Source organism: Apibacter sp. B2966 (assembly GCF_011082485.1).
Lineage (GTDB): Bacteria > Bacteroidota > Bacteroidia > Flavobacteriales > Weeksellaceae > Apibacter.
In genome coordinates, this window is record NZ_CP049714.1 from 1,959,806 (window position 1) to 1,980,837 (window position 21,032).

Annotated in this window: 12 protein-coding genes and 2 tRNA genes; 5 read left to right on the forward strand and 9 right to left on the reverse strand. The window is 30.0% G+C overall.

Annotated elements, in window-relative coordinates; translation table 11 throughout:
- Window positions 1-95: 95 nt before the first annotated feature.
- Window positions 96-365 carry a 50S ribosomal protein L27 gene (gene rpmA, locus G8C43_RS08385; protein WP_160542760.1) on the reverse strand — a complete coding sequence of 90 codons (270 nt, stop codon included), beginning with the start codon at window positions 363-365 and terminating at the stop codon, window positions 96-98.
- An 18-nt stretch (window positions 366-383) separates the two neighbouring features.
- Complete coding sequence (gene rplU / locus G8C43_RS08390) at window positions 384-776, reverse strand: 50S ribosomal protein L21 (RefSeq protein ID WP_105297179.1); 393 nt, start codon at window positions 774-776, stop codon at window positions 384-386.
- A 148-nt stretch (window positions 777-924) separates the two neighbouring features.
- On the opposite strand from rplU, the gene fmt reads away from it, so the two are divergent.
- From fmt to G8C43_RS08405, 3 genes are all read left to right on the forward strand, one after another.
- On the forward strand, window positions 925-1,887 hold the full coding sequence (gene fmt, locus G8C43_RS08395; protein WP_166005404.1) for a methionyl-tRNA formyltransferase: 963 nt from the start codon (window positions 925-927) through the stop codon (window positions 1,885-1,887).
- Window positions 1,888-1,895: 8 nt separating this feature from the next.
- Window positions 1,896-2,705, forward strand: a complete 810-nt coding sequence (locus tag G8C43_RS08400; protein ID WP_166005406.1) for an HAD family hydrolase — start codon at window positions 1,896-1,898, stop codon at window positions 2,703-2,705.
- Between the two features lie 192 nt (window positions 2,706-2,897).
- The gene (locus G8C43_RS08405) at window positions 2,898-3,617 is read left to right on the forward strand and encodes a hypothetical protein (RefSeq protein WP_166005408.1); all 720 of its coding nucleotides are present in this window, start codon (window positions 2,898-2,900) and stop codon (window positions 3,615-3,617) included.
- A gap of 53 nt (window positions 3,618-3,670) precedes the next feature.
- On the opposite strand, the gene G8C43_RS08410 is transcribed toward G8C43_RS08405, so the two are convergent.
- From G8C43_RS08410 to G8C43_RS08425, 4 genes are all read right to left on the reverse strand, one after another.
- Window positions 3,671-5,440, reverse strand: a complete 1,770-nt coding sequence (locus G8C43_RS08410; protein ID WP_166005410.1) for a mechanosensitive ion channel family protein — start codon at window positions 5,438-5,440, stop codon at window positions 3,671-3,673.
- A gap of 305 nt (window positions 5,441-5,745) precedes the next feature.
- Window positions 5,746-6,528 carry a (Fe-S)-binding protein gene (locus G8C43_RS08415; RefSeq protein WP_166005412.1) on the reverse strand — a complete coding sequence of 261 codons (783 nt, stop codon included), beginning with the start codon at window positions 6,526-6,528 and terminating at the stop codon, window positions 5,746-5,748.
- A 32-nt stretch (window positions 6,529-6,560) separates the two neighbouring features.
- Entirely contained in the window at window positions 6,561-7,880 is a 1,320-nt protein-coding gene (locus G8C43_RS08420) for a (Fe-S)-binding protein (protein WP_166005415.1), read from the reverse strand.
- A 43-nt stretch (window positions 7,881-7,923) separates the two neighbouring features.
- On the reverse strand, window positions 7,924-8,898 hold the full coding sequence (locus tag G8C43_RS08425; RefSeq protein WP_166005417.1) for an MlaD family protein: 975 nt from the start codon (window positions 8,896-8,898) through the stop codon (window positions 7,924-7,926).
- Between the two features lie 277 nt (window positions 8,899-9,175).
- Here G8C43_RS08425 and G8C43_RS08430 point away from each other — a divergent pair.
- Window positions 9,176-9,248, forward strand: a tRNA-Gly gene (locus G8C43_RS08430).
- 34 nt (window positions 9,249-9,282) lie between these two features.
- Window positions 9,283-9,366, forward strand: a tRNA-Leu gene (locus G8C43_RS08435).
- Window positions 9,367-10,343: 977 nt separating this feature from the next.
- Here G8C43_RS08435 and G8C43_RS08440 read toward each other — a convergent pair.
- The 3 genes from G8C43_RS08440 to G8C43_RS08450 form a co-directional block, all read right to left on the reverse strand.
- Window positions 10,344-10,919 carry a GNAT family N-acetyltransferase gene (locus G8C43_RS08440; protein WP_166005419.1) on the reverse strand — a complete coding sequence of 192 codons (576 nt, stop codon included), beginning with the start codon at window positions 10,917-10,919 and terminating at the stop codon, window positions 10,344-10,346.
- A 553-nt stretch (window positions 10,920-11,472) separates the two neighbouring features.
- Window positions 11,473-12,051 (reverse strand): GNAT family N-acetyltransferase, encoded by a 579-nt coding sequence (locus tag G8C43_RS08445; RefSeq protein WP_166005421.1) that lies wholly within the window; start codon window positions 12,049-12,051, stop codon window positions 11,473-11,475.
- A gap of 782 nt (window positions 12,052-12,833) precedes the next feature.
- Entirely contained in the window at window positions 12,834-20,954 is an 8,121-nt protein-coding gene (locus G8C43_RS08450; RefSeq protein ID WP_166005424.1) for a leucine-rich repeat protein, read from the reverse strand.
- Window positions 20,955-21,032: the final 78 nt, after the last annotated feature.

Sequence of the window (21,032 nt, forward strand, 5' to 3'; positions counted from 1 at the left end):
CCGGTAATGTTGATTTTTATTTAAAAATTAATAAATAAAAAAAATCCGATAGTTACTACCGGATTTTCATATTTTTAATATAATCGTATTAAATTTTAAGCTTGAGCTTCAGTACTAGGTTGTATTGAAACATAAGAACGATTATTTTGTTTTTTTCTAAAAACTACTACACCATCTGTAAGAGCAAACAAAGTATGGTCTTTTCCCATTCCAACATTATCACCTGGGTGATGAGTTGTTCCTCTTTGTCTCACTAAGATGTTACCTGCTTTGGCGTCTTGACCACCGAAAATCTTTACTCCTAATCTTTTGGAATGTGATTCTCTACCGTTTTTGGAGCTACCAACTCCTTTCTTGTGTGCCATGCTTTAATTACTTTTAAATTAATCTTCTGCTTTTACTTCTTTAACTTCAGCTTCTTTTTCTTTTTTAGGAGCTGCTTTTTTTGCAGCCTTTTTAGGAGCTTCTGCACCACCAATGGAAACAATTTGAATTTGAGTAAATTGTTGTCTGTGACCGTTTTTTACTTTGTAACCTTTTCTTCTTTTCTTTTTGAAAACAATTACTTTGTCTCCTTTTACTTGATCTAAAACTTTAGCGACTACTGTCACTCCATTAATAACCGGGGCGCCAACTGTTACAGAACCGTTATCGGTAAGCAATACTTTGTCAAAAGTTACTTCGTCGTCTATATTTGCTTTTAAACGGTTTACGAACAATTTTTGGTCTTGCTCAACTTTGTATTGAAGCCCTGCTATCTCTACAATTGCATACATAAAATTTTCGTTTTTTTGAACTGCAAATATAATGATTTTTTTCAGAACAAAAATGTAAAATGTATAAATATAAAAAAGTGATAAATGTATAATACAAAAAATACAATGTTTACCTTTGTATTATACAAAATTTATACGCGAATTTTACATGACAAGAAAAGCTCTAAGAATAGTCTACATGGGAACTCCGGAGTTTGCTGTAGCTCCTTTAGAAGAAATAATAAAATCCGGATATGAAGTAGTGGGAGTAGTAACTACTCCTGATAAACCGGCAGGAAGAGGACAAAAAATGGCTGAATCAGCCGTTAAAAAATATGCAGTAAGTCAAGATTTGACTTTGTTCCAACCCGCAAAAATGAAAGATCCCGAATTTATAAATCAGCTTCAACAATTAAATCCGGATGTAATCGTTATTGTAGCTTTTCGTTTATTACCTAAAGAAGTTTGGTCTATTCCAAAATTAGGAACTTTTAATTTACATGCATCCTTATTGCCTCAATACAGAGGAGCTTCACCTATTAACTTTGCTATTATCAATGGAGATAAAGAATCGGGGGTTACCACATTTTTTATTGATGATAAAATTGATACCGGTGAAATTTTGTTGCAAGCTAAGACTGAAATTGATGATTCCGATGACGCCGGAATTTTACATGATAAACTAAAAAATTTAGGAAAACAATTAGTAGTTAAAACTCTTGAAGGCCTTTCAGAAGGAACATTAAAACCTCAAAAACAAATTTTAAAAGAGGGGGTTGAGTATAAATATGCTCCTAAATTATTTAAAGAAGATTGTCAAATACATTGGGATGCACCTTTAGAAAATATACACAATTTAATAAGAGGTTTAAGTCCTTATCCTGCTGCTTTTACCCATTTGTCGATAAATGGAGATTCTAAAATATTAAAAATTTATAAGGGGCATTATAAAATTGAAAAACATATTCTAGATATTGGAACTGTATGTATTGAAGGCAAAAAAACATTTAAAATTGCAGCCGCCGATGGATTCTATTTTTTAACTGAAGTTCAATTAGAAGGAAAGAAAAGAATGGGAATTTCAGATTTTATAAACGGATTAACAATAAAACATAATTTAAAAGCTAACTAAAATAATATATGGACTATAGTAAGCTAAAACTGGTAGTTACAGATATGGATGGAACACTGCTTCATTCAGATTATACACTCAATCAAGAGTTCTTTACAATATATGAAAAACTGAAAAAGTTGGATATAAAATTTGTCGTAGCAAGTGGAAGACAGTATGAAAGTCTCTTAGGGGTTTTTGAAAAAATTAAGAATGAAATATATTTTATTGCTGAAAATGGAGGAAACGTAGTACATAGAGGAAAGCAGTTATTTATCCATGAATTGGATCAAAATGTTATCCATGAAGTAGCCCAACTGATACGTCCCTTACCCGATACTCAAATGCTTTTATGTGGTATAAAAAGTGCATATATTGAAGAAGGATTTTCGGAATTTGAAAAACAAATAGCTCCCTATTATCCTAAAAGGAAAATTATTTCGAGCTTTCAGGAGCCTATTGATGATCAGATAGTCAAAATGGCGATATACAACAGTGTAGGTTCGGAAGAAAATATTTTGCCTTATGTGAAACACCTTAGCGAAAATTACCAAGTAGTTGTATCAGGTAAATTTTGGCTGGATATTTCCGTTAAAAATGCCGATAAAGGATTTGCTTTAAAAGAAGTTCAAGAAATATTAAACATATCTAAAGCAGAAACTATGGCTTTTGGAGATTTTTTAAATGATATAGGAATGATGCAGGAAAGCTATTTTAGTTACGCAATGAAAAATGCACATCCTAAATTACAAAAAATTTCCAAATTTAAAACAGATTCCAATGATGAAGATGGGGTATTAAATATTTTAAAGGAAGTAATAGCACAAAGGGAAAGATAATATATAGAAGCTTAAGTCTCTAAATGTTCTGAATATTTGGAAATAGGATCATTATTTAAGAATAATTCTGAAAAGAAATTATGAATAAGAAAACAGTTGAATATACCGGTCGAATTCAATAGTTGTTTTATTAGTAACTCTAAATTATCAATTTTTAATAATACATATTAATTTTTTAAATAATTAAATAAAATGAAAAGAAAAATACTTACCTTATTACTGGTTATTTCTTTTATAGCGAAAGCAAATGTAGTAACCGGTACCCATTGTACAGTTTTATCCGAAGAGATTGAAAAAGAACCAACGTTAGAATCCGTTTTAAATCATTATTACGTTGCTGTGGCCGGTAGTAAAGAAAAATTACAACAAATAACCACTTTGATTTCTGAGGGCAAAATAACATTTGCTCAGTTGCCGGAACCTGCTGATTTAGAAATTAAATACAAAGCACCTAATAAATTTGTATCTAAAATATCAATCATGGGTCAAACCATTATTAAAGGTTTTGACGGGAAAAAATTATTTTCAAATTTACCTGCAACCGGTGAAAAAGATGAATTAAATGAAATGAAAGTTAAGAAAGGGATTTTTTCAGAATTGTATATTACCAAAGATAATGCGGTGTTAGACGGTAAGAAAAATTTAGACGGTAAAGAAGTATATAAAATCACGGTTACAGAAGGAACCATTAAAACTATTCTTTATTTCGATGTAAATACGGGATTTAAAGTAAAAGAAGAAACTGTAAAAGAAAATGAAGTTGTATCAAAAGAATATTCAGATTACAAAGATTTTGAAGGATATAAGTTCTCCACCAAAATAAAAACCAAAGTACCTGGTCAAACAGCGGTTCAAACGATAACCAGCTATAAAATAAATCCTAAATTAGACGATTCCCAGTTTAAACTATAAATATAAAAGAAGAAAAGGCCTTTTTAAGGCCTTTTTTATTGTGTTGTGTCAGTTCAATCATTGGATTGGTGTTTGTATTGGGAGGGCATTACAATTTCATTACCATCGCGTTCTGCATAAAAATGAGGCGATAAAATTTCAATTCCTTCTTCATGAAAACGATCCATAATATTTTTATGAAGATTTGAATAAACTTTAGGCATAGCCAAATCCCGATCCGTATAAGCGTTAATCTGATAACAGCAATAGAAATCTTCCAATTCTTTCACCAATACAAATGGAGCAGGATTTTTTAACACTCCTTCTGCATTAGTAGCCGCTTCAATAAGTAAATCTTCCACTTGTTTGCGGGGAATATCATAACCTACCGTAATATCTGAATATATTATAATCCCGTAATTTCTTGCCGAAGCGCTATAATTAACTGTTTGAGAAGAAAGAATAAAGGAATTAGGAATAGTAATCAATTCATTTTTTGAAGTTCTAACTCTCGTTACAAAAGGTGTTTTTTCTACTACATTACCAATCGTATCATTCAGCTTAATCTGATCTCCGATTTTAAATGCACGCATATAAGTAATAACCAATCCGGACATTAAGTTTCCTATTACGGTAGTAGATCCTAACGATATAATAAGACCGATAAATACGGAAATCCCTTGAAAGGCAGGAGAATTAGAATTAGGAAGTAAAGGCCAAATCATAATAAACATAAAAGAATAAAGTAAAAATCGAAGTATGTTGAACGTTGAATGCGCCCAATCTGGATAGAAGCCTTTGATTTTAATTCTTTCTTCAGCTATTTCTCCTGAAAAATACTTTAATATTTTTATTATGTATTTGAAAATTATATATATAAAAATTATCTTAACTAAATTGGGAATATAATGTATAATGGTATTTCCCATATCTTTAGCAAGATTTCCCATAAAAGTAAACATGTGATATACATATTTTTCTGTTTCAGGGAAAATCGAAAATATGATAAAAATAGATATAATTAATTGGACAATGATAAATGAATATTTGGTAACTTTTGTTATAGAAACCAATAAAACTTCCTGTCGATCATTCGTAAGAAATTTATTCGCTTTGAATTTCTCATTAATTATTTTCTTGAGGCGACTTTTAATTTTAATAAATAATTTTTGGGTAAAATATATGGCAATTATTTGAGCAATAATGACTAAAAATAAAATTAAAAATGACTTAATTTTTTGTTGAAGACCATATTTGGAGTGTAATTCAGATATTTTTTTGGAAATAATTGCTGTATATTTTTTGGCAAGATCTTGACGAGTGGTATTTTGCCATAAACCATCTTGATCCGATAAAGTAATTATAACCTTGTCTCCGGACATGATATCTGTAACGTATTCGGTTTCAAACATGTATATGGAATCGGGCTTAAGCTTTAGTTTTTTTCCTTCTGCTATTATCACTTCCTTTACCTTACTTGCCCGGTCTGCGGGCATAACGCCGCCTCTCCGAGCATATAAATTGAATAAAGTGTCATTATCGATTACAACAGGATACCCTTTGGTGATCGCCCGTAATGAATCAATTTGTTTTTTTTGTAATGCTTTTTTTAGGGAATCGGTTTTTCCCATATTTTTCTTTTCATTCAGAAGGGCAATTTGGCTTAATTTTAATTCCTGAACTTGCATTTTAAGTTCTTGAATCTTAAGCGAATCTTTTTTTTCTTTGGATAATAGGGAATCTTCGTGTATGTTATTCTTTTCATTAATATTTTGAGCATATATACCTATCGCTGTAAATAAATATAGGATAACAAAATATATTTTTCGGTTAGTTTTTCTCATGAGGTGGTTTTTATTGGCTTGGTCTACGTAATTAATTTTTAAATGATTTATGATAAATTTAAAGAAATTGATCTACTAAAGATTACTATTCAAGAACTATAATTTTAATACAATATAATAGTTTTTTTCAAATTTGTTATATAATATAAATAGTAATTAATGGAATAAATATTTTATTTTAAAGCAAATAAACTAATAATATTTCAAAATAAAAAATAAATATTTAAGACAGATTATGATATATTTAACTGAATAAGATACAGTTATAATAAAAAAAGATTTATAAGTAGGAGAGGTGGATAAGATTAGCTTAAATTTTCATTCAACAACTCTGCTAAATCTTTAACATAGATTTGAGAGTTTTTATTTTTTGATTGAAGACCGTCTGTGAGCATCGTACTGCAGAAAGGACATCCCGTTGCTATTATATCGGGATTAAGTTGTAATGCCTCTTCTGTTCGCTCAACATTGATATCTTTGATACCGGGTTCTGGTTCTTTAAACATTTGTGCTCCACCCGCACCGCAACATAAACCGTTTTGTTTACATCTTTTCATCTCTAACAAATTAACTTCCAATTGGGCCAACAATTCACGAGGAGCTTCATACACATCATTAGCTCTTCCCAAATAACAGGGATCATGGAAAGTTATCTTTTTTCCTTTATAAATTCCTCCCTTAACTTTTATTCTTCCTTCATTTAAAAGAGAAACTAAAAACTGTGTATGATGTAAAACTTCATATGTTCCTCCTAATTGAGGATATTCATTTTTTAGAGTATTAAAACAATGAGGACAAGCGGTAACAATTTTTTTTATTTCATATGAATTTAAAACTTCAATATTCATCAAGGCCTGCATTTGAAATAGAAATTCATTTCCGGCTCTTTTGGCCGGATCTCCGGTACAACCTTCTTCCTGCCCTAAAATAGCAAATTCAATATTGGCCTTTTGAAGTAAAGAAGCAAATGATTTTGTTATTTTTTTGGCTCGATCATCAAAACTTCCGGCACATCCCACCCAAAAAAGTATTTCAGGGGATTTTCCTTCTGCCTTAAATTCTGCCATGGTTTTAATAGGTCGATCCATATTTTATGTTTATTTACAAAAATAAATTAAAATTATTCTTTAGTCCAATTGGCTCTATCATTTTGACTGAATTGCCAAGGGGCATTATTATTTTCAATATTGCTCATCATAGAATTTAATTCGCTAGGTGCAGCAGTTTTCTCCATTACTAAATATCTGCGCAAATCAATTAGTATGGAAAGAGGGTTTATCAATAATGGACAAGCCTCCACACAAGCATTACAAGTTGTACAAGCCCAAATCTCTTCAGGAGTAATATAGTTACCTAAAAGTTGTTTGCCGTCATCTAAAAAATTCCCGTTTTTGTCAATATTTCTACCGATTTCCTCGATACGATCACGAACATCCATCATGATTTTTCTTGGAGATAATTTTTTTCCGGTTAAGTTTGCCGGACAACTAGATGTACACCTTCCACACTCAGTGCAGGTATATGCATTCAATAATTGGATCCAAGATAAATCAGTAGCGTCACTGACACCGAATTTTTCAGGTACTGATTCTTCCGTTGATGCTTGATAAGGATCAGCATTGGGATTTAATAATAATTTTACTTCTTTAGTTACAGTGTCCAAATCATTAAGTTGACCTTGATTGTGAAGGTTAGCAAAATAAGTATTTGGAAAAGCAAATAGGATATGTAAGTGTTTGGAAAAATATAAGTAATTTAAAAAAAAGAGAACCCCGATGTAATGAAACCACCAGGCTGATTTTTGCATTATATACAAACTTTCAACTGAAAAAGTCGAAAATACGTTATTAAAAATGCAATTGCTTACAGGAAAAAATCCGCATGAATATAAAATACCTTTTTTTTGAAGAGTAAAATCGGCAGCATTCATAATGAGCAAAGAAAGCATCATTAAGAACTCAATAATCAAAATTAGATTTCCGTCCATATGCGGCCAACCCAGCAAATCTTTAGAATTAAGCCTTGGAACTTTGAGTATGTTTCTTCGTATAAAAAATAGGGTTACCGCAATTAAAACAGAAAATGATAGAATATCTACCGTTCCGGTTGTCAAATTATAAAGAGGAGAGGGGAGAATTTTTCCGAAATACCGATGGGTTCCCCATATACCATCAACAAATATTTCAATTAATTCTATATTTATGATGACAAATCCTATATATACAACAAGATGCAAAATTCCGGCAACCGGACGGGCTAACATTTTCCCTTGCCCAACGGCAATACGTAAAACTAATTTCCATCTTTTGGAGGGATTATCCGAACGGTTTTCTGCTTTACCTAATAATATATTTCTTTTTATTTTAAGGATATTACGAACAAACAATCCAATTCCTGCAAATGCAAGAAGTAAGAATATGATGCTCTGTATGTAATCCATAAATAGTGTATTAGTGGATATTCAACCCTTATAACATACTATATTATTTGGCTGTTCCTTCTTGTTTACTCTTTTTTCCGCCACCTCCGAAAATTGAAAAGTGAACATATCTTTTTGGATTGGTTTTTAAATCATCCAATAAAACACTTAAATTTTTAGAAGCTTGAGTTAAGTTAGTATATAAACCGGGATCATTCATTAGTTTGCCCATTGAGCCTTCTCCCGAATTTATTTTACCGGATATTTCGTTAAGATTATTTAATGTAGATTCTAATTTTTTAACGGCAAGATCTAAATCTGCTTTATTGATCTTATCAGCCATCATTCCATATTTTTCAACCGTAGTATTGGTTGTAACTATCATTTTATTGGCATTATCAATAGCTAAATTAATTTTTGAAGAATTATTAGCCAGCAATTGGTTAGCCCCTTTACCTAATTTATTGAATTCTGCTATAGCTTGATTTAAATTTGCTAAAGAAGATTCTATATTTTGTCGATTTTTTTCATTAAGAAGTTTATTAGTAGAAGCTAGAGTAGAATCCAGTCTTAATAAAACTTTATTGGCATTATCACTAATTGGTTTTATCTTTTCTTCGGCTAAATCCATTAGGCCCGGCAATAAACTCCCTTTCAAAGTATCTCCTGTTTTTGCTATTTCTGCTTGATCTTCAGCCAGAACCAAGTTAATTTCTGCACCGTTCATAAAGCTGGTAACTATTTGAGCTACAGAATTTTTAGAAAATTGATAATCTTTATCAACATTTATTGCTACAATAAAGCTTATATTTTTTGTTTTGGTAGGTACAGGAATTATTGATTCCACCATTCCGACTTTTAAGCCGTTTATATTTACATTTTTGGATTTAGATAAGCCTTCTACTTTATTATATTTTACATAATAGGTGTTTTGATTTGTAAAAACGTTTTGCGCTTTTAAAAATTTAAACAACCACCAAAAGGCTAATAAAGTTACAATTACTATTATACCCGCTATAAATTCCTTTCTTGCTTTCACTTTTAAATTTTGAATAACTTTTCGACAAATATAAACAATTAATAAAAATTCTATTCTTTTTTTTAAGTTGAAGATGCATAAATCAGATATAAATAGAAGTTTTGAAACCTTTTTAGCCTTAGCATTACTAAATTAGTAATTTTTTAATAGATTGAGTACTAATGGTATAAATAATTTGAGAGTAAAAATAGTTTAAAAAATGAAAAAAAAGTTTGCAGATAAGAAAAATCAATTCTATATTTGCAAACCAATTTACAAGAAAGACGTTAATTGAAGCGCGAAAATAGCTCAGCTGGTAGAGCACGACCTTGCCAAGGTCGGGGTCGCGGGTTCGAGTCCCGTTTTTCGCTCAGGTTTGATAATTAAAATACTAAAAATACTAATGCCCCGGTGGTGGAATTGGTAGACACGCAGGACTTAAAATCCTGTGGCCATTAGGCTGTACGGGTTCAAGTCCCGTCTGGGGTACTCAAAGACCGTTAATCATTTTGAAATTCAAAAGATTAGCGGTTTTTTATTTTTAATATTTCCCATATATCCCTCGAAATAATTTAATATAATCAGTTTCCAAATTAATCATTTTTTAATTTCTATCCATTTCTAATTATTATATCATATTTAAAAGCTACAACATCTTCAAACGAACCTAATTTAGAGTAGGTGTAATCTTCTTATTTCTGTTTTTTTCAATTGATTTATTGTACTATATTTTGACCATAATCAAAAAATAATACAGGATATTTTGTGAATGTAAAATGAGTGTTTTTAGAATTTTATCTATAATAGTTGTGATATGAAGAATAACCTGATAGGTGCTATCAATACTAATAGGTGAGCTGCTTCTTGTATTTCAAAAGCCTTAATTAACGCTCATCTATCAAAAATAGCAATAATAAAAAGTTGAGCTATAATTAAGAGACTTCCAGTCTTTTTTTATTTTGTTGTTAATTCATGTATGGTTTTATCAGATATTTTTACTTCTGCTATTTTTTTAATTCCTGATGAATGGTATTGAAGAAAATTATTGTAATAATAATTAGTGGAATTATCAAAAATATTTTACCGGATAAAACAAGAGTATTTAAATAGTATAGGAAAATATAAAAAGAAGTATTAAACTAAGACTTGAAACTATTAGTATAAAATAGATATTTATAAATTCAATGACTTTAATATCATATTCAGTGTATATATAATATAAATAATATATTGTTGTACTTAATCCTACAACATATGCTCATATATTCCGGGAAAGGGTATTTATTTTCAAATTATTATCGGGCAGAAGTCCCGATGATAAATTATTTAATAGGATACATACTGATAGTATCAAAAATTTTATATGATATTTCTTGTATTTTCATTAAATAATACAGGAAATGAATTAATAAAGGCGATACATATATAAATGAATGTATTAAATTGAATTTCTGTTCCGAACATTATTAATATCTATATATAAAAAAATAAAAATCAAATCCAAAATCTTCTTTATTCACACAATATATTTCAAACCCATTTTTTTCATAAAATTGAATATTTTTTACTGTTGATGTCTCTAATACAATAGCTTCTTTTTTTCCTTTATAATATTCTATAAGCTCTTGTAGAAAATCAGTACCTTTCCCTTTTCCCTGCTGTAAAACATCAACCCCCAGAAACCATAGTTGAATAAAATTAATGCTTTTAGGCAGTGTTTTATGAGTAATCTTTTCTTTTTTCACTACTTTATAGGCATTTTTTAATCCACTCACACAACAGGCAAATTTAATATCTCGTATAAGGGTTCTTAATGTAGTTTTCTTTTTTTTATGATCTATGAGTATTGCACAGGCGGTTTCTTTTTCATTTAAAAATATATCCCCAAATTTTTTACCCATATATAGAGAATAATCCATCAACCTTGAAATATATTTTTCATTTTTTTGTTTTATAACAAAATTTACAGACTTATTATTTACAAAAGCTTTTGTTAGTATGTGGTTAATTTTAGTATAATTTTCACTTACTGCTTTTTTCATAAATCAAATTTTATAAATGATAAGAATAATATAAGAGACTAATTTAAGATAAATTTTATTTTATTTGAATTTTATTTTTATTAATAAGTTTATTGTTGGGTTTTAGTAAAAATCTAAGGAAGTTAATATTTCTAAAATTGTGAGTATAGTGATATCTATGTCTCTCTTTCCATTTTGACCTTATGAATAAAGCTGTATTATAAAATCCAATGATGCATGGATTAAAACCATCCATTCCACATTATCTAATAATTGAATATAAGCTTCATTACTTTCAATATAAATAAACTTTGTTATTTGATAGGTATAGTCTAAGGGTCCGGCTATTACTTTGATAGCTTCTTTGTAATTGTATTTAGTTAGTCCTTTAAAAATACTTTTTGTCTGCTTCGTTGTCGTTAGATCGTTGAAAAAATAAATTAATTTTTTCCTTCAGTATTATCTTTATTAAAAACATAAAAAATATAGGTTTTTAAATTTTGCAGCTTAGAATAATTTTTAAATAATTATATAATTAGTTAGTATTCTTGAACTGGAAAGTATAATGAAAAAATTATATTTGATTTCTTAATTTGAGGAAATAAAGAGGATAATTGAGCTCATGTGTTTCATGGAAAACGGTAAATCCTAAATTTTTATAAAATTTTATATTTTGGGGAATAGTTGTTTCCACATAAATTAAATCTCCTTTATATCTTTTAAGGGTTTCATTGATTAATTTGCTTCCGATCCCTTTGCCTTGAAATTTGGGTCGAACTCCCATTAACCATAAATGCTTAAAAGGTTCTTTAGGATGATACTTTTTTAAAAGATTTTCCCTTTTCAGGGTTTTATAAGTATTCTCAATGCCTATACATTTAAAAAGAAGTTTAATTTCCCAACTAACCTTATATAGACTGGGGTATATTTTATCGATATATAATACACAGCCATTTTTATCATCACTAATAAAAACTTCTCCATATTTCATTGACATTTTAAATTGATAATCCATTAGAGCCATTAATCTTTCATGCCTCTTATAGTCATTTTTTATCGTGAAGTTAATTGAATTTGGAATAAGTACATTAAAGAAAGCACTATGTAATATTTCAAGAGCTATGTCTTTTTCTTGTTTTGTTGCTTTTATCATTCTATTAAAACAGCAATAAAATTAATTTTTAATGAAAACAAATAATTAATTATAAACATAATAGCTAATTTAAGATAAAAAATAAAAATGAATCAAACATTCATTTTAGTTTTTATAAATTTTATGAATATATAATTTCATAAAAATATAAAAAATACTAAGCTAAATATCTCATATTTTAATTTGCTTACGTATATAAAACAATGATGTTCAATTAAATGAAGGATAAAATGTTGGCTCTATTTTTAAAATAATAAATTTTAACATAATTTTTATATAATATAAATAATCTCAATTTTATACTTATTGATACTTATTATTTTTTTCTATTTATTTTTTAAGAGATAAAAAATAATATAAGATATATATTGTGAATAATTTATCTATTTTATGATAATTATTTTAATTATGAAATTACGGTAACAGCCAAAGGTTAAATTTCTTACATTTGATGTAATAAATTCGTAATCAGGGTTTATTAACACTAAAATTCTATAACGATTTATTTATTCAATGAGTAAATAAATTTCAAATGCCAAAAATGTATTTTTTTTTGGCATTTGTTTTTTTTGATGAATAATTGTATGGTTGCTTTTAAAATTAACGTAGTATATTAATAAATTGTCAAATTGTATATTTTATATATCTTTCTCTTCATAGATAAAAAATTCAAAACATATTATAAATTAGATAGAGTAATAAATATCACGAGGAGAACGATAATTCTCCCCGTGATTTAAAATATAATAAAAAAATAAAATACTTAAAATAAATTAAAAGAGTTAAATTTTAATAAATCTTTTAACTGCAATTAATTTATTGTTACTGTCATAAATGAAAATCAAATAAATTCCTTTATTCCAAGAATTATTGGTTTTAATAATAGCCTTGTAAGTATGATCCGGGAAAGTTTGGTAAAATTCAGATTTACCAAAAAGAGAGACAATATGATACCACTTAAAAGGAATATTAGATTCAAGAGTAAGGTTATATAATACTGGATTTGGATATAACCTAATGCTAGCATTAGCAGGATATACCATCCATTTTTCAGAATGATTATCCTTCCCTTTATTACCGTTAGTATCCGTAACTTTAGACAGGTCTATAACTAATGTATAGTTACCATCCATATAATTATATTGTTTTAAACCTTGAACAGTAAAAATAGTTTTATCTTCACTATTGGTTATAGTTACATTATCTAAAAGTATTGTTTCAGAATTACCTTTTCTAAGATAAATGGCCTCCTTAGTAAAATTCACCGGCATATTAAATTGAATAGTTACTTTATCCACAGGCTGTCCATCATTAAGAATACCTGAAACATTAATTACATTAATTTGAGGGGATTGAGTCCAACCGGCTTCTTTACCTGTTGACCCCTTATTTCCGTTAGCATCTTCTATATCATTGGTTAATACACGGAATCTGTAATACCCAAACTTCATAGTTTTAGATTCAATATACACGCGATAGTTTCTTTCATCGATTTTATGTATTGTTATGCCGGAGTCGATTAAATTTTTACCACCCTGGCAAGATAAATAAAGATCTTTGTAAGTAAAAGTAGCAGGATTAATAGGTGTATTGAATCTGACATCAACATAATTCAAGCTTTCATAAATAGTTTTTTCAGGAACATGAGTAATAGCCTCGACCCTCACCGCATTATTTTTATTGATTTCCCAATAAACGGTATAGATAGCACTATGTATAGATTCAAATTTATCGATGACATGTAACTTATTTTCATAAACAGGATCCGCATTATCATGTAGTGTACATTGTGTTAACCAGAAGTTATCCAACGGAATAATCACACCATCATTACGAACAATCTTAGTAATCACATATTTGCCGTTCCAAGGATCATTGATTAAACCATAATTCCATCCTTCTTTAGAAGGAGTAATTTCAATTTGAGATACAATAGTATCGGGATTTTTCTCTTTAATTACGATATTTTTAGTACGGAACACTGGCTCAGTTCCACCGCTAGATAAGAATAACGAGTCAGGAAAATCTTTTATATCTTGATTATCATTAACTAAGAAGTCATTTATGCCATCATCCTGATTACCGTATACTCGGATACTTTTAATCAATTCATGAATTTTAATACCACCTACTAAGCTAAGGTCCGGATTACCAAAACTATTAGAATGAGAAATTTTTGCTTCGAAATCTATAAAATGACCTAAAAGAGAGCTGGTAAACCACCATTGTCCAACCGCAGTTTTACCACCTTCTATAGTTCCGAAATCGATATTGGTAATTCCCAATTGACGTTTTTTACCGTTAAAGTTGGAACCAATAATATCAAAATCAATAGCTAATCCTTTTTGATTATCAATAATTTGTGGTTGAGCTGAACTAACATGTACATTTTTAGCCGTTCCCATTCCTTTATTGTGAATAATAAGCCCCAATTCAGCCGGGATGATAGGTTCAATATCCTCGGTTAACGGATCATCCCCGAAAATGTTTCTCTGCATAAAATAATCTAGATAAATTTCGGGACTAGGATGGACATCCAATATAGATGGGAACAATTTAATCGTAGTTACTTCATCAGTCAGAGGATTGGTATATGAAAGAGTACCGCCAAAAGAATATGATTTCTTTTGATTAGGGGCCGCTTTCTTGGTAGGAATAAATAAAATGGAGGCAAAACCTTTTTTGCCCGGGTCTAAAGATCCGGTACCATCAATGGCGGATAAATCTGTAAGAGATTTAATATTAATTTGGAAAAGTTCATTAGCTAATTTACCTTGATCATCTCTAATTTCTATATCAAGCTTAATATTAGTAATCCCTTTTTGTTGGCTACCATTAGTTAGAGTAAAATCCCCTTCAAAAGCTTCTCTTGTCATAACCATTTTTTGCTTAATGTCTAATGAAACTTTAGCACAAACGGAATTTTGTTTTCGAGTAATATATTCTTTAGCTTCATTAAGCCTGTCTGCATATAATTCATCTAAAGAATCATATCCTCTGGAACTTACATATTCTTTTATAGAAATCATAGTCTTCAAATAGTCATCAATCTTGTTTTTATTAACAATATCAAGATAATTCTCATTAGAAGCCCAAACCCCTTTATTCCAGGCCTCAACAGTCAAATTCCATCGAGTAAAGAAGTAATCCATGGTAGAAGAGCTTAAATCGGAATTAACAAAAAGGCTTTTGATATCGGCAATATCTTGAGGTGAAAAAGGTTTATTGTCACCTAAATAAGCAGAAGTTGCATTTGCGAATTTTCCAAATGAGGACTTGTTTACAATATCGTCTCCATAATATTCGGAATTAAAATTATCGGAAGTTTTTATAAAGTTAAGGATAGCTTCTAGGTCATTTATTTCATTATAGTTTGCTCCTGATTTAAAAAATTTGTTTTTATCGGAATAGTAACAGTTATAAAAATCGTATAAAGAAACCAAACAATTTATAGCGTACCCGTATACAGGAATGACGTTGATATGGCAAAGAAAGATATTTTTTGCTGTTAAACCGGAAGTCGCATAGCTATATTCACAACCTATATGTGGAGGAAGTCCTGGGATACAACTTATAATTGCTCCACCAGCTTCAATAAGGCATTGAGATAAAGGGGTACAGCCACCCGATATAACAATAGGAATAAACCCACCACTTCCATGACTCACGCTTCCATTGGATAAATGTCCCGAAGAATTATTGGTATTACAACCTGGGTTAATATGGGTTATCTTGTAAGAAGACTTTTTAACTGTAGTGTTACCGCACTTGTATTCATAAAAAACTTTAACATAACTTATGCAGCCATTATTTTTGTTAACCTTATCATCGTTTGTATCCTTATTACTATCATTAGTAGGAGTATTATTATCTGAATTATTGTTATTATCATTGGAACCATTGTTGTTATTGTTGTTTTCACTATTTCCATTGGAACCATTGTTATTATTGTTGTTTTCACTATTTCCATTGGAACCATTGTTATTATTGTTGTTTTCACTATTTCCATTGGAACCATTGTTATTATTGTTGTCTTCACTATTTCCATTGGAACCATTGTTGTTATTGTTGTTTTCACTATTTCCATTGGAACTATTATTATTTGAATTATTCATACTCATTACTACCGGTATTTGTATAGCCGTTAAAGCAGGAATATTTACTTTATTAACTAAAGGGGTAAATACGTAATTATTGTATGAATCAAATTGAATTTTTGCATTTTCAGCCGCGATAAGTCCTTTATTGGTTAAAGTAACCATAAAGCTGTACGTATTACCCGGTTTAAGATCCGGTAAGGGTTTAGGGAATTCCATAATAACCACCGGTTGAGGAACATTGGTTTCATAATCAACTTTTAAATCGATATCATATTCATCTTCAATTTCTGTTGGAGTTACCTCCCAGGTATATGAAACCCCCATGTAAGAAATAAACACCCGTTGATTATTGAGTTTACCGGCGTTTATTAAAATATTATTTTTATAACTTTCATGCTTATCAGCAGAAACAGAAACGGTATAATATCCTTCCGGAATACTATCCAATTTATACAATCCATTTTGGTCGGTTAATCCTTCGCTCAACACCTTACCGGAAAATGGATGTGAAATAACCACTTTAGCATTTTTAACATGAGGTTTACTTGGTGTATTATAAGAATATTCGTCAACCACATCCACCCATAAAGATCCAACATTTTCAGAAACAAGCTCAATGTCAAAAGGAATTAATATTGAATTGGCTTTTTCGGTATTTACGGCTATGGATCCTTTGAATGGTGAATTCAAAGGAAGATTCGACTTACCTGTGAGCTCAATAGTAAAGGTAGCAGTTTGTCCCGGCGGTAAATTATCAATAGAAGCAGTGGCCGGACTTAAAATTTTGAACCAATCTTCAGAAGGTAAAGAAAGAGAGATTTTACCCGTATTTTCTTTTCCGGAATTAAAAAGAGTATATTCAACCAAACGTTTTTTGCTTTTAGTTACAGTAATATCTTTAGGAAACTTTTTCACTTCCAGATAAGCTTTACCTGTAGTAGCGGTAAATTTAGCGGAGAATTCAACCAAATTACCCTCCTCTGCTTTAATGTCGAAGTCTGAAGACTCGTAATTATCAGTCAAGGTAACCTTTTTAGCGATAAGCTTATATTTTAAAAAAGCTGATTTACCCGGTTCTAAAACGGTTAATGGTTCAAAAGAAATAGAATAACTATCGGAATTAACTTTACGAAGGACAGTAATAGTATGTAAAGTAAGATGGGTTTTATTTTTAACTTCAATAGATCCTTCTACAGTATTGTTTACTATACCTTTAAATATAATATCGCTGTCGATAATGTCAATACCAAGAATAGTAAAATCAGTCTGCGCTGCAGAAGTAGAGATATCAGGATGAGAAGCTCCCACTTGATAAAAACCGAATTCTTCATCAAAAGGGGTGAAGGTGTAGGTAAACTCTCCTTTGAAATTAGTTTTAGAAAAAAACTCCCTTTTCGTACCTGCAGTAACTAAATTAATTTTAATATTTTTATCAATGGCAGGGCTTTTATCAGCCAACCGGGCTTTACCATTAAAAATTATTTTTTCCCCTCTGGAATAAACGGATTTATCTAAGGGGTTTATGCTCACTTTATATTCAGGGGATAAATGTATTTTTCCTGCAAAGCTTGAGTAATCTTCCAATGGGATATCCGCTGAGTCCTTAGGAATGATTACAGCAAGTAAGAAAAAATCGCCTAATTTATCAGGGAAAGATATTGAGGTAGTAAAAGAAATTTTATCCTTGGCAGGTATAGTTTCAGAGATAGAATGTTTAGCTAGTAAGTAATCGTTATCATCCCAACGATCATCCTCAGATAAAAAATAAGCTACTTCACCATTATTATTAGCTTCGGATTTACCCTTATTTTCAAGAGTAGTGGAAACTAAAAAAGGGGTATTAACTGAGAAATCTGTATCGGGTAAATTTAAAGAAATAAATAAATTGGCCTCTTTAAATTGAAAATCTTTCCATTGATCGGCTTTTGCGTATAGTTGACGAGAAGAATTAGGAACTTGTAACAAACAGTTATTTTTATCAACCCCATTAAATACATTTTTACCCAAAGAAGGCGGAATTGTATTGTTACTGGTAATAGAAACTAATTGTTTAGCACCATTAAAAGCCTCTGTATCAATTTTTTTAAGCGAGCCAGGTAAAGTTATTTCTTTTATTAAAGAATTATAAAAAGCCTCTTGTCCGATAGTTTTTAAATTTTTAGGAAGACTAACAGATCCATTAAAATTAGCAAAAGATCTGTAAGGTAATGACTCCAGATGATCTGGAAGGATCACTTTTTCCTTAATACCATAAAAAGCGTAATCGGCTAATTTTTCCAGTTGAAAACAATGTGACAGATCCAAAGTTTTAACATTTGAATTATAAAACGTCTCTTTCCCAATAGTTTTTAAATTTTTAGGTATAACAATAACAGATCCACTAAAATTAGCAAAAGATCTGTAAGGTAAAGATTCCAGATGATCTGGAAGGATCACTTTTTCCTTAATACCATAAAAAGCGTAATCGGCTAATTTTTCCAGTTGAAAACAATGTGACAGATCCAAAGTTTTAACATTTGAATTATAAAAAGTCTCTTTCCCGATAGTTTTTAAATTTTTAGGTATAACAATGACAGATCCACTAAAATTAGCAAAAGATCTATAAGGTAATGATTCCAGATGATCCGGAAGAATCACTTTTTCCTTAATACCATAAAAAGCGTAATCGGCTAATTTTTCCAGTTGAAAACAATGTGACAGATCCAAAGTTTTAACATTTGAATTATAAAAAGTCTCTTTCCCGATAGTTTTTAAATTTTTAGGTATAACAATGACAGATCCACTAAAATTAGAAAAAGACCTGTAAGGTAAAGATTCCAGATGATCTGGAAGGATCACTTTTTCCTTAATACCATAAAAAGCGTAATCGGCTAATTTTTCCAGTTGAAAACAATGTGACAGATCCAAAGATTTAATATTTGAATTATAAAAAGCCTCTTTACTAATAGCTTTTAAATTTTTAGGAAGACTAACAGATCCATTAAAATTAGCAAAAGACCTGTAAGGTAAAGATTCTAGATGTTCGGGAAGTACTACCTTACCCTTAACACCATTAAAAGCATTTTCGCCTATATTTTTAAGGTTTGAGCATTTAGAAGCGTCCACGCTGATATTATATGCATATTCAAAAGCTTGTTTAGAAATAGTTTCCAAAAGAGGACAAAGACTAAGATCCAAAGCATTTATATTTGAACTATGAAAAGCCCCTTGTCCTATAGTTTTCAGATTTTTAGGAAGACTAATAGTACCATTAAACCTAGCAAAAGAAAAGTAAGGTAAAGATTCTAGATGTTCGGGAAGTACTACCTTACCCTTAACACCATTAAAAGCATTTTCGCCTATATTTTTAAGGTTTGAGCATTTAGAAGCGTCCACGCTGATATTATATGCATATTCAAAAGCTTGTTTAGAAATAGTTTCCAAAAGAGGACAAAGACTAAGATCCAAAGCATTTATATTTGAACTATGAAAAGCCCCTTGTCCTATAGTTTTCAGATTTTTAGGAAGACTAATAGTACCATTAAACCTAGCAAAAGAAAAGTAAGGTAAAGATTCTAGATGTTCGGGAAGTACTACCTTACCCTTAACACCATTAAAAGCATTTTCGCCTATATTTTTAAGGTTTGAGCATTTAGAAGCGTCCACGCTGATATTATATGCATATTCAAAAGCTTGTTTAGAAATAGTTTCCAAAAGAGGACAAAGACTAAGATCCAAAGCATTTATATTTGAACTATGAAAAGCCCCTTGTCCTATAGTTTTCAGATTTTTAGGAAGACTAATAGTACCATTAAACCTAGCAAAAGAAAAGTAAGGTAAAGATTCTAGATGTTCGGGAAGTACTACCTTACCCTTAACACCATTAAAAGCATTTTCGCCTATATTTTTAAGGTTTGAGCATTTAGAAGCGTCCACGCTGATATTATATGCATATTCAAAAGCTTGTTTAGAAATAGTTTCCAAAAGAGGACAAAGACTAAGATCCAAAGCATTTATATTTGAACTATGAAAAGCCCCTTGTCCTATAGTTTTCAGATTTTTAGGAAGACTAATAGTACCATTAAACCTAGCAAAAGAAAAGTAAGGTAAAGATTCCAGATGTTCGGGAAGTACTACTTTACCCTTAACTCCATTAAAAGCATTTTCGCCTATATTTTTAAGGTTTGAGCATTTAGAAGCGTCCACGCTGATATTATATGCATATTCAAAAGCTTGTTTAGAAATAGTTTCCAAAAGAGGACAAAGACTAAGATCCAAAGCATTTATATTTGAACTATGAAAAGCCCCTTGTCCTATAGTTTTCAGATTTTTAGGAAGACTAATAGTACCATTAAACCTAGCAAAAGAAAAGTAAGGTAAAGATTCCAGATGTTCGGGAAGTACTACTTTACCCTTAACTCCATTAAAAGCATAATCGCCAATATTTTTAAGTTTGGAGCATTTAGAAGCATTCACGCTGATATTATACGCATATTTGAAAGCTTCTTTAGAAATAATTGTTAGATTAGAAGGGAGAATTATTTCTTTTAAAACGGAATTACTTTGGAATGCACCCTTAGGAAGTATTCCGTCCGTAACCGATGAGTTGGAAAGATCTAAAACCGTTAATTTTTTCATATTATTTAACGTTTTTATATCATCAGGATTTATACTTCCATTAATCGTTAAATTGGTAATCGTATTAACCTCATTACCTAATAGCTTAGATAAGCTGCCGGGGTCTTCCATATCAATGACCTTTACTTGACCCTGTAAAAAAAATATGGATAAAAAATAAAATAAAAAAAGTAAAAAATTCTTCATAAAAAATAAATGTTAAACCGTTCATTAATAAATTAAAAACAGTATAGTTATAAAGACAAATATATTTAAAAAATAACG

What these genes read in the sequence shown, in the direction of transcription:
- G8C43_RS08415 (WP_166005412.1), bottom strand. Translation starts at nt 6,528, where the DNA reads ATGGATCGACCTATTAAAACCATGGCAGAATTTAAGGCAGAAGGAAAA.
- G8C43_RS08400 (WP_166005406.1), top strand. Translation starts at nt 1,896, where the DNA reads ATGGACTATAGTAAGCTAAAACTGGTAGTTACAGATATGGATGGAACA.
- rplU (WP_105297179.1), bottom strand. Translation starts at nt 776, where the DNA reads ATGTATGCAATTGTAGAGATAGCAGGGCTTCAATACAAAGTTGAGCAA.
- G8C43_RS08450 (WP_166005424.1), bottom strand. Translation starts at nt 20,954, where the DNA reads ATGAAGAATTTTTTACTTTTTTTATTTTATTTTTTATCCATATTTTTT.
- G8C43_RS08445 (WP_166005421.1), bottom strand. Translation starts at nt 12,051, where the DNA reads ATGATAAAAGCAACAAAACAAGAAAAAGACATAGCTCTTGAAATATTA.
- rpmA (WP_160542760.1), bottom strand. Translation starts at nt 365, where the DNA reads ATGGCACACAAGAAAGGAGTTGGTAGCTCCAAAAACGGTAGAGAATCA.
- fmt (WP_166005404.1), top strand. Translation starts at nt 925, where the DNA reads ATGACAAGAAAAGCTCTAAGAATAGTCTACATGGGAACTCCGGAGTTT.
- G8C43_RS08410 (WP_166005410.1), bottom strand. Translation starts at nt 5,440, where the DNA reads ATGAGAAAAACTAACCGAAAAATATATTTTGTTATCCTATATTTATTT.
- G8C43_RS08405 (WP_166005408.1), top strand. Translation starts at nt 2,898, where the DNA reads ATGAAAAGAAAAATACTTACCTTATTACTGGTTATTTCTTTTATAGCG.
- G8C43_RS08420 (WP_166005415.1), bottom strand. Translation starts at nt 7,880, where the DNA reads ATGGATTACATACAGAGCATCATATTCTTACTTCTTGCATTTGCAGGA.
- G8C43_RS08440 (WP_166005419.1), bottom strand. Translation starts at nt 10,919, where the DNA reads ATGAAAAAAGCAGTAAGTGAAAATTATACTAAAATTAACCACATACTA.